9 protein-coding genes are annotated in these 15,331 nt (G+C 64.3%); 2 read left to right on the top strand and 7 right to left on the bottom strand.

The window, feature by feature from the left end:
* Window positions 1–111: 111 nt before the first annotated feature.
* The 5 genes from HX881_RS13000 to HX881_RS12980 all read right to left on the bottom strand — a co-directional run bounded on the left by HX881_RS13000 (window position 112) and on the right by HX881_RS12980 (window position 10,442).
* Complete coding sequence (locus tag HX881_RS13000) at window positions 112–5,220, bottom strand: dermonecrotic toxin domain-containing protein (protein WP_177084839.1); 5,109 nt, start codon at window positions 5,218–5,220, stop codon at window positions 112–114.
* 91 nt (window positions 5,221–5,311) lie between these two features.
* Entirely contained in the window at window positions 5,312–7,282 is a 1,971-nt protein-coding gene (locus HX881_RS12995; RefSeq protein ID WP_177084837.1) for a hypothetical protein, read from the bottom strand.
* Between the two features lie 794 nt (window positions 7,283–8,076).
* Window positions 8,077–8,976, bottom strand: coding sequence for a hydroxymethylglutaryl-CoA lyase (locus tag HX881_RS12990; protein ID WP_177084835.1), 900 nt, complete (start codon window positions 8,974–8,976; stop codon window positions 8,077–8,079).
* Window positions 8,977–9,016: 40 nt separating this feature from the next.
* The gene (locus HX881_RS12985) at window positions 9,017–9,421 is read right to left on the bottom strand and encodes a MerR family transcriptional regulator (RefSeq protein WP_017125811.1); all 405 of its coding nucleotides are present in this window, start codon (window positions 9,419–9,421) and stop codon (window positions 9,017–9,019) included.
* A gap of 91 nt (window positions 9,422–9,512) precedes the next feature.
* Window positions 9,513–10,442 carry a LysR family transcriptional regulator gene (locus HX881_RS12980; RefSeq protein WP_177061161.1) on the bottom strand — a complete coding sequence of 310 codons (930 nt, stop codon included), beginning with the start codon at window positions 10,440–10,442 and terminating at the stop codon, window positions 9,513–9,515.
* Between the two features lie 151 nt (window positions 10,443–10,593).
* On the opposite strand from HX881_RS12980, the gene HX881_RS12975 reads away from it, so the two are divergent.
* Window positions 10,594–11,823: an acyl-CoA dehydrogenase gene (locus HX881_RS12975; protein WP_017125814.1), complete on the top strand. Its 1,230-nt coding sequence runs from the start codon at window positions 10,594–10,596 to the stop codon at window positions 11,821–11,823.
* Window positions 11,824–12,065: 242 nt separating this feature from the next.
* Here the strand turns inward: HX881_RS12975 and HX881_RS12970 are convergent, their stop codons facing one another.
* Entirely contained in the window at window positions 12,066–13,400 is a 1,335-nt protein-coding gene (locus HX881_RS12970; RefSeq protein WP_177084833.1) for a substrate-binding domain-containing protein, read from the bottom strand.
* Between the two features lie 224 nt (window positions 13,401–13,624).
* Window positions 13,625–14,437 carry an exodeoxyribonuclease III gene (xthA, locus tag HX881_RS12965; RefSeq protein ID WP_177084831.1) on the bottom strand — a complete coding sequence of 271 codons (813 nt, stop codon included), beginning with the start codon at window positions 14,435–14,437 and terminating at the stop codon, window positions 13,625–13,627.
* Window positions 14,438–14,629: 192 nt separating this feature from the next.
* On the opposite strand from xthA, the gene HX881_RS12960 reads away from it, so the two are divergent.
* A complete protein-coding gene (locus tag HX881_RS12960; protein ID WP_017125816.1) occupies window positions 14,630–15,280 on the top strand; it encodes a GNAT family N-acetyltransferase in 651 nt (216 codons plus the stop codon).
* Window positions 15,281–15,331: the final 51 nt, after the last annotated feature.

The raw sequence follows: 15,331 nt of genomic DNA, 5'->3' as shown, positions 1-15,331 counted from the left end.
TGTGATCGATAATTTGTACCGTTGAAGTAGCCGGTTATGGGCTTTTGGCCAGGCTCCCGTGTTAAGCGGCCCTGATCGCTCCCACGCTGGAGCGTGGGAGCGACCGGGAGGCTACAGGCCGTATTGGCGCAGCAACTGTTCGGTCAATTGCTTCAAGGTGTCGTTATAGGGTCTGGCGATATCGGCGGACAGTCTCAGGTAGGCGCTGTCCGTCAGGGCCGCGGCGAAGGTGGCATCGGCGATCAGCCCCAGTGCCTGCGCCGATTGCCTGAGGGTATTGGCCAGGTCGGCGTTCTGCCGCTCGTCCAGGGGGTTGCCGTCAAACCATTCGCGTTGCGCGGACAGCAGATCGTCGAGTGCGCCGATCAGATGGTCGCGATCTTCCCGTGGCGCCTGGAGTGGTCCGTCATGAAAGCGTTCTTCCAGATAGTCCTTCCAGAACGGCTGGTCGAGCAGGCCCCTGGATGTTTCGCCGGGCAGGCGCTTGCGGGCCAGGATCAGCTGGTAGGTCTCGTCGAGCTTGCGGCTGCTGACGTCGGCGATCCGCTCGTACTTCATTGTCCTGGCCTGCCAGGGCAAGTCGAGCCGTTGCGCCAGGCCGATGCGAAAGGCCAGGTAGACCTCCGCCTCATCGGGGTTCCCTCCGACGGCCTTGCGGGCGTCGATCAGGCGGCGGGCATGGCGATTGACCCACTCCAGGTGCAATTTGCCCAGGGCCAGGCGCAGCAGCTCGCCTTCCCGCTGTTCGAGGGGCAGGGCCCTGGCTTCGTGCAACAGCACATCGAAGCCCATGTCGCTGAACACTACGGTGATCCCGTCTTCACAGCTGTCCGGATCCGGCGCGCTGGCGCGCCTGAACAACTGCTCGCGCAACTCGCTATTTTCCGTGGCCGCCCTGACCATGTGCCAGACCCGGTTGGACAGTTCGGGGCGATATTCGGCGTCGAGATAGTCGGCGGAGAGCCTGAGGTCTTCCAGCACCCGGAAAAAGGCTTCGGAGGCTTCGATATCGTCGCTCGCCAGGCGCAGCCAGAGGTCGCGCCGGGCATGTCGTTCCGCCCGGCTCAGCCCTTCGAGCCAGGGCGTGCTGTCACGCGGTACGGGCGAGGGCGTGCCCCAGCGGCCGTGGCGGGAGCTGACCGCTGATTGCGGGCGCGAGTCGCTGCTCCATTCCGACTGATCGTCGCTTTCGACCAGTACATCGAGTCCCAGGTCGAGATCGGTTTCCTGCCGGTAGAGGTCGACGCGCCGGCGCAGTGCGATGGGGATCGGGTTGCCTTCCAGGTTGATCGCGCGGTTGAGGCGCTGGCGTTGCGGGTCGCTGGCGAAGACTTCGTCGGGAATGTTGCTGATCTGGTTATCGCTCAGGTCCAGGCGGCGCAAGGCGCGAAGCTGGTCATAACCGGGCGGCCACTGGCGCAGCCCGGTATTGCGCAGGTGCAGGTAGGCGAGGCGGGTCAACGGGCTAAGGTCGGGCAGCATCGACAGGGTATTGTTGTTTTCCAGGATCAGCACTTCCAGGCGGGTCAGGTGGGTCAGCGGCGCGCCGGTGGCGGGTGTGATGACGATCCGGTTGGCCTTGAGGTCCAGGTGCCTGAGCTCGGTCAGCCGTTCCAGGGCGGACGGCAACCGGGTCAGGGCGTTGCGGCTCAGGTCCAGGCGTTGCACGCGGCGGAAAGTGCCCAGGAAACCGTCCAGTTCCGGCGAGACCGTCAGTGCCAGCCCGCGCAGGTGCAGGTCGGTGACATGGTCGAAGTTGGCCGACAACGTCGGCAGGCGTTCAACGGCATAGCCGGCCAGGCTGAGCTGGCGGCCGCCGATGGGCTGGCCGCTGGCGTCGGTGGACAGGTCCGTTTCATGGCGCCAGCAACGCTTGATCTGGATGGCGATCCGGCGCTTGCCGTTGGCTTCGGCGCTGGCCTGGGGCTCGCCGATCCAGGCGTCGAGTTCGTCTTCCAGGGTGGCGTATTCGAGTTCCAGGGCCCGCAGTCGCTCGATGCCGGCACCGAGGCTCAGGTCGCGCAGGCCGTGCAGGGTTTCCACCTCGGAGAGGCGCAGGGTCGGGTACAGCTCCTGGGCGAGGCGGTTGAACTGGAACGAGCGCAGCGCCCGGCCCGTGCCGCGCCCGCTCAGCGGATAGCCGAGGCGGCCGTCGGCCAGGCGCATCGGGGCAACGAAGCCCGGTTTGATCGGTGGCAGGCCGAGGCTGTCATGCAGCGTGGCGCGGGGTGGCAGCGGCAGGTCGAGCAGTGCCTGGCGCAGTTGCGCGCCCTGGCCGACATGGGGGAAACCCAGGGCGGCCCGCTCGGCATCCGGCAGGGCATGCAGCACCGCCGCATACAGGTCGTCAGGGCCGTGCAGTTCCTGCTCCCGGGCGTCGCGGGCCTCATAGCGGCTGCCCTGACGGATCAGCACCTTGCGCGCCGCGGCCCGCTCGGGGCCGATGCTACCCAGCAGCGGGCCGCGGAAGGCGCCGTCGCGGATTTCCAGGCGGACGCTGTTTGACCAGCCCGGCAGTTTTTCCAGCATGGGCAGGATGACCCGGTAGGCTTCGGCCTGGTTCACCGAGTCGAGATAGAGCTGTTCACAGAGCCGGGCGATACGGATATTGCGCAGGTAGTAGCGGGCTTCCTCGGCCAGGCGCAGTGGCACCGATCCGGCGGCGAGTCGTTGCAGTTCGGCGCCGTTGGCCTGGCCGACCAGTTCCCCGGCGACCAGGCTCGGCAGCGCGGGGAAGTCCCGCTGGATCACCGTTATCGGCGCCGAGGGATTGGCCGGGCGGCTGCGAAACTCGTAGTGGGAGGCGAACAGGCTGTGTCGCCGCTGCACTGCCTCCCTGGCGAGCATCTGCCGCAGCCTGCGGGTGCGCACCGTCAGGCTCAGCGGGCCTTGGCCGAATTCTTCGTCGAGCAGGCTGGCGATCTCGCGCTCGCCCAGCCGGGTGAGCACGAGTTCGAGCAGATCGTTGGCGTGCAGGCTGTCCCAGGTGGCGTCCAGCCGCGTCACCCGGCTGTCGATACCGGGCGGGTATTCGCTCAGCGTGACGTTCTGCTCATCCAGCAGGCGCAGCACTTTCGAGGTCGGCCACACGGGGCGGTTGGTCAGCAGTTGCAGGGTCATGTGCAACTCGTCCCGGGAATAGCCCAGCGCATCGCCGCGCTGCAGGCGGGCGATCAGCTTGCCGAGGTCCTGATCGAGCTTGAAGCGGATCAGGGTGTCGCGCAGCAGCGCCGGGGGTGGCAGGTTGTCCAGGTGCACGCGGCGCAGCACATCGCCGCCGACGCCACTGGTGCCCATGACACGGCGCGCGGCGCTTTCGTCCAGGGCCGCGGCGTCGGGGCCGAGACGCGCAAACGCCCGCAGGTCATCCCAGGCCTGTGGTTGCTCGAATTCGTGGACCCAGGCACCGCTGCCGTTGTGCCTGAAGGCCAGTGCATAGCCGTCGGTTTTGCCTGGATGAAGGGCCTGGTAGCGCGGGGAGGATGGCTGCGGCTTGAGCTCGTAGAATTTGCCGTCGAGCGGCAGGTAGGTGCGTCCCAGGTGGTGGTAGAGGCCCGCGGCATCGGGTTCCAGGGTTGCCGGCAGCACCAGCTTGTGGGCGAAGGGCGCCAGGTCGGGGTTGAACAGGCGGATATCGCCATTGGGCAGTTTTATCGGACGCAGCCCGTCGACAAATCCGGCGCTGCCGATTGCCGCGTTTTCGGCGGCGGCCGCCGACGCTCCGGCGGCCCCCAGCGCGGCGATCAACGCGACGTTCTGCAACACGCCGGTCAGGTAGGCCCAGGCCTGCTTTTTTTCGCCGAGGGCAAAGCTGTCGATGCCGTGGAAAATATTGCTGCCCAACTGGACCGCGACCACCCCGAGCATGACTTCGCCGAGCCCGGGAACGATAAACGCCGCGACATTGAGCACATTGAGGGCAATCGTGAGGTAGTGCTCCAGGCGGGCAGTGAGACTTTGCCGGTCCTTTTCCGCGGTGGGCACGGCGATGAACAGGGCATCCTCGAAGAAGGTCTCGACCTTCTGCTGGTAGCGCTGGCGAAACACATAGCTGTCGATCAGGTCGCCGGCGACATCGAGCCTGGCCTTCGGGTCGGGGGTCGGCTGATAGAAATAGCCGTTCCACTGGCGCGGTGAGAGGCGTTCACGCAGCTTGTCGAAAAAACGTGCTCGCGAGCGCTGGGGAATGAAACGGGTAAAGAACTTCAGGTACTCGAAGTCCCGCAGCTTCTCTCGCAGGTGGTCTTCGAAGGCCGCGCGGGATGGATATTGCCGGACCGGATGGAAGGGATCGTCCGGTAGATAGACCACCCAACTGCGGGCATGGTCGTCGGTGCGCACCACCAGGATGCCGTTGAGGGCGATCCGCAGCAGGCTCAGGGTGAAGCAGCGCTGTGGATGTCCGGCTGGCACGGGGACCTGCTTGCCCCTGGCCACTTCCAGCATCAGCCGATAGGCCGCGTCGTCCAGGTGACGTTGCAGGAAGGCGATATGCACCTGCGTCTCGAGGGCATAGGCGTCATAAACGGTGAAATGGCCGCGCACGGCGTGTTGCGCTTCCAGCGTCGCTTCGCCGGCCCTGGCGGTGGGGAAGAACACCCCGGCGAGATGTTTCTGGTACTGCCGGCCCAGGTCCAGCTTGCGGCACAGGGCGGCGAAACCGGCTGGCGACAGGGCCAGGCGCCGTGCGTCCGGATCGAGGGGCGGTTTGTTGTAGATTGCCGCGGGCAGGCCGGGCGCGTCCAGCTTGCCGTCCCTGGTTTCCCAGGCCTCGTAGTTGTGCAGCGCGGCGTGCAGCAAGGTGGCGACGGATGAGCGCAGGTCCCCCGGGCTGCCTTTGGTGGGCTGGAGGATAAAGGTCTTGCCGACGTCCAGCGTCAGTCCGAATTCGTCCTTGAGCGCCTGCTCCAGCAGCGGTTTGGCAAAGGCCTCGACCGTGCTCACGTTGCGCAGTATGTCCTCGACCTTGCGCTGGAAATAGCGGCAGGCGGTATAGCTCTGGTGCAGGTGGGTGAAGACCTGCGCTGCGTCTTTCAACCGAGGCAGTTTACCCAACGCGCGCTGGCCCAGGGCCAGGTGGGTCCGGGTGTCGGCCCGGACCAGCCATTCGGGGAACTTGCCCTTGATGAATTCATAGTGAACCCCCCGGTGCCCGCGCAGTGCGGGGGGGCGGCTGGGGACAGTGGCGGAACCGGCGTCCGCCGACGTGGTGGTGGTCATGGTGTGAAGCCCGATTCGTGGTTCGAAGGGGCAGGGTATTCGGCGTGCCGGCCGGGGCTGCGGTAGGTATTCACCCGGCCGGGAGGTGACGTCAGTTTTTCGGGACCGGCCAGATCACGTCATCGGCGAAGATTTTCCCGTCGGCCGGCCAGTTCAGTACCGTGCCGCCGGATTCGGCCACCTGGTCGATCAACTGGTCGTAGACCGCGCTGTTATCGGTGCCGCTCCAGGTCGCACTTTCGATGTCGGCGGCGCTTTGTCCCGCCGCCGCATGGATCGCACGGACACTGGCGGCACGGGTCAGGCTGGAGTTGACCAGCCAGATCCGCCCGGCGGCGATGCCCCTGGGGGAAACGGAAATATGCCCTTCGATATCGTCGTAGGGAAAGAAGTGGCGGTCGCGGGAGTCGCGGTTGAACAGGCGATTTTCCTGACCCGGCACGACTTCGATCTCACGTGTATCGATCATATAGGTGAAGCTGGTGGTCTGCCGGTGCCGGTAGGTGGTGTAGCCGCGTTCGCTGTCGAGTGAGAGCGCGGCGCCCGAACCGCTGGATGCCGTTCCAGCGGACTGGCCGGTGCTGCCGGAGGCTGCCGATGAGGTATCCGACGAACGCCCCTGGCTGCTCGCTTCGCTGTCGGAGTTGCTCTCCGATTCCGGGCGCTTGCCGGGGTATTTATTGGTTTGCGTGTTGTAACGCAACTGGCCGGCGCCCGGCCCGCCACCGACACTGTAGTTTCTGGCGTCGCTCAGGCTGAAGGTGGCACTCAGGGCTTTTTTCGTGGTCGAGCCGGTTGCATGGTGCTCGCGGGCGAGCATGCAGCCATCCCGGGCCAGCTCGAACGGCGTGCGGTCTTCGCTCCTGAACATCGCGGGAATGTCCGTCCGGTACAGGCAGCCATGGATGTTTTTGCGGTAGCCGAGCCGGAGCAGGAAGGCTTCCAGGAATGGCCCGGTGTAGTAGGCGTCGAAATCCGCTTCGAGGGTGTGCGGCTCGAAGTTGCGCACCTTGCGGATCTGCGGCATCACCTCCTGTTCCAGCAGGTCAAAGCGCCGTGGATGGGTTTCGGCCATCGACTGGCGTTTGTGCGACTCGGCCCATTCCGGGATCGCGCCGTTTTCCTGGAGCGCCTGTTGCAGGCGCGGCAGCATGCTGGGCAGCAGGTTGTAGCGTCGCAGTAGCTCCCCGCGTTCTTCCGCGGTCTGGTCCGGATGGGCCCATTTCAGTGCCCGTATCAGTTGCTGGCGAGTACTACCTTCCTGGCTGGGGCGGGCCCATTGCGGTGGTGTGCCGAGCGCTGCGGCATCGGCCCGGAAACGGTCGATGGCGTTGCCGTGCAATCCGTAGTGCTCCCAGATATCGCGGTCGGTCCAGGCTGGCAGCTTGTCGGGGGCAAGGGACTGGCCGCTGGCGTCCATGCGACCTGTCGGCGGATCGACCAGTGCCCAATGGTCGTCGTCCTTGCTGAAGGCGAACACACGCTCCGCGGCGCCAGGGTGCCTGGCGGCATCATTATCTCGCAAGCGGTAATAGCCTTGCCCATCGGGGCCCGCCAGCAGCGTATAGCGGCTGCGGAGGGTGTAGTTGAACTTGGCGACGACCACGGCGGGTGCCGGCTCCTCGGCCGGGCGCGGTCGTTTGGGCGGTGGCGGGCTGATGGCGGGTTGGGCGGGGGACGCTGGCACGGGGTGCGTTCCCCAGGTGCCGCCGTGGCCTGTCCGGTACAACGGCGGGCCGGAGGGCAGCAACTCATCGACACGCCTGGCCCGGTAGGTTTCGAGTTGCGCGTCATACGCGACCATCACCGTGCCGCCTTCGTCGAGATCGACATAGTGCCGTTTCCTGGCGATCCGCAGGCCCTGGGGGTCGGGTGGCGGCAATGCCGCGGTCGCGGCGACCCGGTAGTTGTCCAGCGAACGGGAGGTTCCGGCCACGGGTTGAGCTGGCAAGGACGTCAGTTGTATGTCCGCAGCCGCCGGCGTGCCGGCCGGTGCCCGGGGCGGCTGGCTGTGGGCCTGGCCGACGGCAAGCGCCGGGTGGTCCGGCCGGTTTACGCGCAAGCCGCTGATAGTTGGCTCACGGTGGGGTAGCGAGGATTCGGGGAGGCTCGGCGTCTTTGATCCGGGCACGCGAAGGGTGGGCGTTTCTGGCTTGAGCGGGATTCTTGGAGACACTGTGATATCTGCCGATTTTCCTGACGGTTGAATGGACGGCGCCACGTGTTGTACCTGGGGGCAGGTAGACGCTGGCGCAGGCGGATTCAGTATCCGGTCGGTGGATCCGCGGATGCGTTACATAGATATGGACGGGGAGGGGGTCAGCAAATGGCAGGAACACGAAGGGGAGCCGAAGCTCCCCTTGAATGCGTTGTTGTATGCTCTTTTTTTATTATTGAGGGGCGGTCTGTTGTTGTTTTTGTCAACCGTGGCCCTTTACCGCTGTTTTGGCTGACCCCCATCCGGGGTCAAAGAGCAAACGTATTTTTTTGAGCGCTGATCTGCTTTATCAGGTGATCCAACCAGTTCGGGAGCTACCTTGAGGTAGTTTTATTTTTCTCTGCCCGGTTGCGGGTGACGGTCAAGTCCCCTGAAAGCACACCTTCTCCAAAAAAATCTGTTAGCTGCGTCTCTGCCGTGTTGTTTTTGTTATGTCAGAGTCGGTACGTCTTGTTTTTATTGGTTTGCCGCTTTTTATTCTTGTTATGCAGGAGATATAGCAGGTGGCGTGCCAACTTTTGCAAAGCCTTTAAAATCAATGGCTTGAAAGTTTTGTCCGACAATCGTTGCAGGAAAAATCGCTGAACCTGTTTCCGTGTTACTCGTTTGTGTTTCCAGACGGTAACACCCGGACACATTCAACCGGCCTGGCGTGCCTTGGCGACCCGCGACCCCGTAACACGTCCCAGCACGCCGCAGATTTCCTGGCCGGCCCGGAGCAGGCGATCCAGGTCGACACCGGTGTCGATGCCCAGGCCGTTGAGCATGTAGAGCACATCTTCGGTGGCGACATTGCCGCTGGCGCCCTTGGCATAGGGGCAACCGCCCAGGCCGGCGATGGAACTGTCGAAGACCTGGATGCCTTCGAGCAGGCTGGCGTAGAGGTTGGCCATGGCCTGGCCGTAGGTGTCGTGGAAGTGCCCGGCGAGTTTGTCCCGTGGCACCTGGGCCGAGACCACCTCGAACATCCGGCGGGTGGCCCCCGGCGTGCCGGTGCCGATGGTGTCGCCCAGGGACACTTCGTAGCAACCCATGGCATACAGCTCGCGGGCCACCACGGCGACCTGCTCGGCGGCGACCGGGCCCTCGTAGGGACAGCCGAGGACGCAGGACACATAGCCGCGCACGGTCACGCCGTGCTGGCGGGCGGCATCCATGATCGGCACGAAACGCTCGAGGCTTTCGCTGATGGAACAATTGATATTGCGTTGGGAAAAGGCCTCGGAAGCGGCAGCGAACACCGCCACCTCCCGGACCCCGGCGGCCATGGCGTCTTCGAAGCCGCGCAGGTTGGGCGCCAGGGCGCCGTAGGTGACCCCGGCCTTGCGCTGGATGCGCGCGAAGACTTCGGCGGAGCCGGCCATCTGCGGGACCCATTTGGGTGACACGAAGCTGCCGACCTCGATATAGCCCAGGCCGGCATCGGTCAGGCGGTCCACCAGGCGGACCTTGTCGTTGACGCTGATGGGCTGGGCCTCGTTCTGCAGGCCATCGCGGGGGCCGACTTCGATCAGGCGTACGTGGGTAGGTAGGGACATGGGGATACCTTGCGCAATGGGGTTGTTGTCGATGGAGCGCCTAGAGGATCTGGCTGGCCTGGGTTTCCAGGGTCTGCGCCAGGGCCTGATGGCAGCGTTCCTCGGCCGTATCGAGTTCGAGCTGCATCTGCTCGATATCCAGCAGTTGCTGTTCGAGTTGCGCACGGCGCTCGGTGATTTTCGCCAGCATGCTGTTGAGCTGTTTCTGGTTGCCGCTGGTGGGGTCGTAGAGTTCGATCAGCTCGCGGCATTCGGCGAGGGAAAAACCGATGCGCTTGCCCCGCAGGATCAGTTTCAGGGTCACTTTGTCGCGGGCCGAATAGATGCGTTCCAGGCCGCGACGCTCGGGGCAGAGCAGGCCTTGCTCTTCATAGAAGCGAATGGCCCGGGTGGTGATGTCGAGCTCGCGGGCGAGGTCGGAGATGCTGTAGGTCTGGCTGCTCATGAAAGCGCTCGGCAAAGGTCTTGGCGCTAAGCTAAGGGCTGCTTGACGTATACGTCAAGCATGTCGGCATCCGCGCGGGCCTTGTGTGGGGTCAGGCCTTGTCGAGCTTCTTCTCGTGGGCCGTGACCTGCTGGCACAACTCGATCATCTGTTCGCGCATCCAGCGGTTGGCCGGGTCCTGGTCGGTGCTTTCGTGCCAGTAGAGGTGGGTTTCCACCGGCGGCACGTCGTTGACCGGCAACTGGAAGTAATGCAGGTCGTGCCGGCGGGCGAAGCGCTCCGGCACGGTCATGACCATATCGGTCTGCTGCAATACCTGCGAGGCCATCAGGTAATGCTGGGAGCGCAGGGCGATCTTGCGCTGGATGCCCATCTTGCCCAGGGCCAGGTCCACGTAGCCGAGGCCGTTGCGGCGGCTGGAAATATGGATGTGGGTCAGCCCCAGGTAATCGTCCAGGGTCAGCTTGTCCTTGCCCGCCAGCGGATGCCCCTTGCGCATGGCACAGACATAGCGGTCTTCCATCAGCTTGACATGGCGCACCTGCGGGTCGGTGTTGAGCGGTGCATCGACGGCGAAGTCGATCCGCCCGGCGGCCAGTTCCTTGGTGGTTTCGCGGCGCTTGGAGAGAAAGCTCTCGATCGCCACGGTCGGCGCCAGGCGGCGCAGGCGCTGGAACAGCGGCGGCAGGATCACCGCCTCGGTGAGGTCGGTCATGCTGATGCGGTAGGTCTTGTTCGCCTGCAACGGGTTGAAGATTCGGCTTTCCTGGACCGAGATTCGCAGCAGCGACAGGGCGTTGCGCACCGGACCGATGATATTCTGGGCCATCGGGGTGGGCACCATGCCTTGGGCGGTGCGCACGAACAGCGGGTCGTTGAAGGTTTCGCGCAGGCGTGCCAGGGCGTTGGAAACCGCCGGCTGGGTGATACCGACGATCTGCCCGGCACGGGTCAGGTTGGCTTCGGTGTAGATGGCGTCGAAGACGATGAAAAGATTGAGGTCGACCTTGCTCAGATTCATTTCGCGGCGCTCTTATTATGGGGTTTCGATCAGCCGATCATATATCGGTGATGAATGTTAATACACGCCGAGAATAGCTTTGGTAAATTTTCGTAGCTGATCTAGCATCGATTCCATGACCCCGACCACCTGCTCAAGAAGGTAGCTGCCCATGGATTTCGCCTATTCGCCCAAGGTTCAGGAATTGCGTGAACGTGTGACCGCGTTCATGGACGCTTATGTGTATCCGGCCGAACCGGTGTTCGAACGCCAGGTCGCCGAAGGCGATCGCTGGCAGCCCACCGCGATCATGGAAGAGCTCAAGGCACGGGCCAAGGCCGAGGGCCTGTGGAACCTGTTCCTGCCGGAGTCCGAACTGGGCGCCGGCCTGACCAACCTGGAATATGCGCCCCTGGCGGAAATCATGGGCCGCTCCTTGCTGGGCCCGGAGCCGTTCAACTGCTCGGCGCCGGATACCGGCAACATGGAAGTGCTGGTGCGCTATGCCAATGAAGAACAGAAACAGCGCTGGCTCGAACCGCTGCTGCGCGGCGAGATCCGCTCGGCGTTCGCCATGACCGAGCCCGATGTCGCCTCGTCGGATGCCACCAACATGGCCGCCCGGGCCGTGCGCGATGGCGACGAGTGGGTGATCAACGGCAAGAAATGGTGGACCTCCGGCGCCTGCGATCCGCGCTGCAAGATCCTGATCTTCATGGGCCTGAGCAACCCGGACGCGCCGCGTCACCAGCAGCACTCGATGATCCTGGTGCCGGTGGATGCACCGGGTGTGAAGATCCTCCGTCCGCTGCCAGTGTTCGGTTACGACGATGCCCCCCACGGCCATGCCGAAGTGTTGTTCGAGAACGTGCGGGTGCCCTATGAGAACGTGCTGCTGGGCGAGGGGCGGGGCTTCGAGATTGCCCAGGGGCGCCTTGGCCCGGGCCGGATCCACCACTGCATGCGTTCCATCGGCATGGCGGAGCGGGCGCTGGAGCTGATGTGCAGGCGCTCGGTCAACCGTACCGCGTTCGGCAAGCCGCTGGCGCGCCTGGGCGGCAATATCGACAAGATCGCCGACTCGCGGATGGAGATCGACATGGCCCGCCTGTTGACCCTGAAGGCGGCGTACATGATGGACACCGTCGGCAACAAGGTGGCGAAAAGCGAAATCGCCCAGATCAAGGTGGTGGCGCCGAACGTGGCCCTGAAGGTGATCGACCGCGCGATCCAGATCCACGGCGGGGCCGGGGTCTCGAATGACTTCCCGCTGGCCTACATGTATGCGATGCAGCGCACCCTGCGCCTGGCCGACGGTCCGGACGAAGTGCACCGCGCGGCGATCGGCAAGTTCGAGATCGGCAAGTATGTGCCACGGGAGATGATGCGTTCGGAGCGCTGAATCTCACACCGCTGCCGGGGTGAGCCCGGTCCCCTGCAGGAGCTGGCTTGCCAGCGATGAGGTCCGTGAGGGCAAGGCCTGTCTTGAGGGCCTCATCGCCGGCAAGCCGGCTCCCACAAGGTGGGCTTCTCACAAGCTCAGTCTCCTGTAAGGTCGGCTTCCCACAAGGTCGGCTTCCCACAAGGTCGGCTTCCCATGAGGTCAGTCTCCTGCAAGGTCCGCCTCCCGCAAGGACCTATCCCTCAGTACACCCACACCTCGACCCGGCGGTTCTTGATCCGTCCTTCGTCGGCGGTATTCGCCGCCACCGGCATCTGTGCGCCGAAGCCCTGGATGTCGCGAAACACCACGCCGCCCTTGAGCAGTTCCCGGCGTACCGCCATCGCCCGCAGCCTGGACAGCAACGCCGCCCGTTGCGGATCGTTCTTGGCATCGCCAAAGCCCACCAGTGTCACCCGCTTGTGCAGCTTGTTCTGGCCGCGCAGGTAATCGAGCACCCGCAGCACGTCCTGGCGGGCCTTGTTGTCGAGGCTGGCACTGCCTTCTTCGAAGCGGAAATTCACCGACAGGCGCTGCGCCCGTTTCGCCAGTTGCTGGTAGCCGGGCGGCATCTGCGCACTGGCCTGTACCGGTATCGCCTGGACGGTCTGGGCGATAAAGCCGCTGCGGGCGACAATCGCCTGTCCGGCCTTGCTCTGGGCAAAGCGCACCAGCGACTGGGCCCAGGGATTGGGCAGGTCGGGCGGCAAGTAGAAGAACAGCCGGCGTGACAGCGGATAGTCCTCGGTGGCGATCAGGCTGTTGAGCGGCAGCATCGGTTGCGAATCACCGTCGACAATGGCCACGGCCTTGGCCCGGCGCACATAGGGCAGGCCGATGAAACCGATGCCGGCCGGATCCTGGCTCACCGCGTCCGACAGCTGTTCGCTGGACTCGAAGCGCCGGGCCCCGACGGCCAGGGACTTGCCGCGCCGGGCGAGGACCAGGTCCTTGAACGTGTCCCAGGTCCCGGACTGGTCATCGCGGGCATACAGGTGGATCGCTCCGCCGATACCGCCCAGTTCTTCCCAGGTTTTCACTTCACCGGCGAAGATCTTCGCCAGTTGCCCGGTATCGAGCTGGTTCAGCGGGTTCTGCGGATGCAGGATGATGGCCACGCCGTCGATGGCGATCACTTGCTCGGCCTCGGGGCTTTTCAGGTCACCGAGGTGTTCCAGGGCCAGGCGTTCGGATTCCTTGATCGGCCGGGAAGCGGCAGCGAGGTCGGCGGTGCCGGCCTTGAGGGCGGCGAAGCCGGTGCTGGAGCCATGGGCGGCGACTTCCACGCTGACCCGCCGACCCTGCTCGGTGGTGGCGAGCAGCCGTTGCTCGTTGTCCTTGCCGGTGGCCGCGTCATGCACCCCGCGCAGGCCCTGTTCTTCGAGCCAGCCCTTGACCAGCGCCGGGCCGAGGCTGGCACCGATGGTGTTGGAACCCTGGATACGCAGCACCAGGCCGTCATCGGGCGGCGGCGGCAGGGCGGCCGACGCCAGGGGCGTCAGACCGCAAAATATCAGCAGGGAGAGCGCGCGCAGCATGAGGGCGGCACCTTTTATCAACAAAAGTGCTGCGAGAATGAGTCAGTCAGGTTTCAGTTAAATGACATGGGGCGGGGGCCGGCCCCCCTTCTTGAAAACACCGTAACCTCTGTAGGAGCTGGCTTGCCGGCGATGAGGCCCGTCAGATTTGCATCATCAATTCGGCCGCCATCGCTGGCAAGCCAGGCTCCTGCAGGGTTTTGTACTGCCTGGGAGAACGGGGATCAGTCCAGTTCCAGCCAGATCGGCGCGTGATCCGACGGTTTCTCCATGGCGCGCAGTTCGTAGTCGACACCCCCGGCCTTGACCCGCGACAGCAGGCCGTTGGAGGCCATGATCACGTCGATGCGCAGGCCGCGCTTGGGCTCGTCCTCGAAGCCGCGGCTGCGGTAGTCGAACCAGCTGAAGCGATCGTTCACCTCGGGGTGCAGGTGCCGGAAGCTGTCCACCAGGCCCCAGTTCTTCAGGCGCGCCAGCCATTCGCGTTCTTCCGGGAGGAAGCTGCACTTGCCGGTTTTCAGCCAGCGCCTGGCGTTCTCGGCACCGATGCCGATATCGTTGTCTTCCGGGGAGATATTGATGTCGCCCATCACCACCAGCGGCGTGTCATTGCTGAAACGGCTCTCCAGCAACTGTTGCAGATCCTCGTAGAAGCGCGCCTTGGCCGGGAACTTGGTCGGATGGTCGCGGCTTTCGCCCTGGGGGAAATAGCCGTTCATGATGGTCACCGGGGTGCCGTTTTCATCGGCGAAGGTGCCCCAGATAAAGCGTTTCTGCGATTCTTCGTCGTCGCTCTCGAAGCCCTTGTGCAGGCTCAATGGCGCCTGGCGCGAGAGCAGGGCGACGCCGTAATGGCCTTTCTGGCCGTGGAAGTGCACGTGGTAGCCCAGGGCTTCGACTTCGGCCTGGGGGAACTGGTCGTCGGAAACCTTGGTTTCCTGCAGGCCGATCACGTCCGGCTGGTGTTTTTCGATCAGCGCCGCCAGCTGATGGGGACGGGCGCGCAGGCCGTTGATGTTGAACGAGACGATCTTCATGGGCGGCAGTCCTGGCAAAACAGCGATGCTAGCCGACAAGTCGGATCCCGGCCAGCATGGCGGTAGGACAAATGCGCTGCTAACGTCTTTTATCGAGAGGTTGCCGGCAGTCGCTTTGAACTGTCGCGCCCATCCAGCGCTCGTACATAACAACAAGCTGCGTCCACGCAGCGTTCAGGGAGATCGACCGTCATGCCCGACACTTCAGAAACCATCGCCCAGGTTCACCTGCTGGACGGTGGTTATTCACGCGAAGCCCGTTCCTTGCTGTACCAGGCCTACCGCCACGAGCCGACCTTCGGCTACCTGTTCGAGTCCGAGCGCGCGGGTTATGAACAGCGGGTCCGCGCCACGGTACGGGAACTGGTCAAGCAGCACTTTCTCCAGGAACTGCCGGCCATCGGCCTGCTGGTCAACGACCGTCTGATCGGTATTGCCCTGATCGCGCCGCCGCAACGCCGGCTGGGGATCACCGAGAGCTGGGCCTGGCGCATGCGCATGCTGCTCAGCACCGGTTTCAAATGCACCCGGCGTTACCTGGATTATCACCAGGCGGTGCTGGCCTGCGTGCCTTCCACTTCGGTGCACGTGTTGCCGCTGCTGGGGATCCATCCGCAGTTCCAGGGCCAGCACTACGGCGAGCAACTGCTGACGGCGGTGCATAACTGGTGTGCCGAGGACGAACACTCCGAAGGCGTCATCCTCGATACCGGCAATCCGCGCTACCTGGAGTTCTACAAGCGCCAGGGCTATGAGGAGATCGGCGAAGTGGCGGTAGGGCCGATCCTGGAACATGTGTTCTATCACGCCAACCCGCAGGTGTTACAAACAGCAATGGCTTGAGTGCGAACTTTAACCCCGGACGGGGTTCTATGACGGTCCCCAGCCCGTGGT

The organism is Pseudomonas gingeri, from assembly GCF_013386115.1.
Lineage (GTDB): Bacteria > Pseudomonadota > Gammaproteobacteria > Pseudomonadales > Pseudomonadaceae > Aquipseudomonas > Aquipseudomonas gingeri.
Note: the sequence above shows the minus strand (reverse complement) of the source record. Positions and strands in the feature narration are given on the sequence as shown.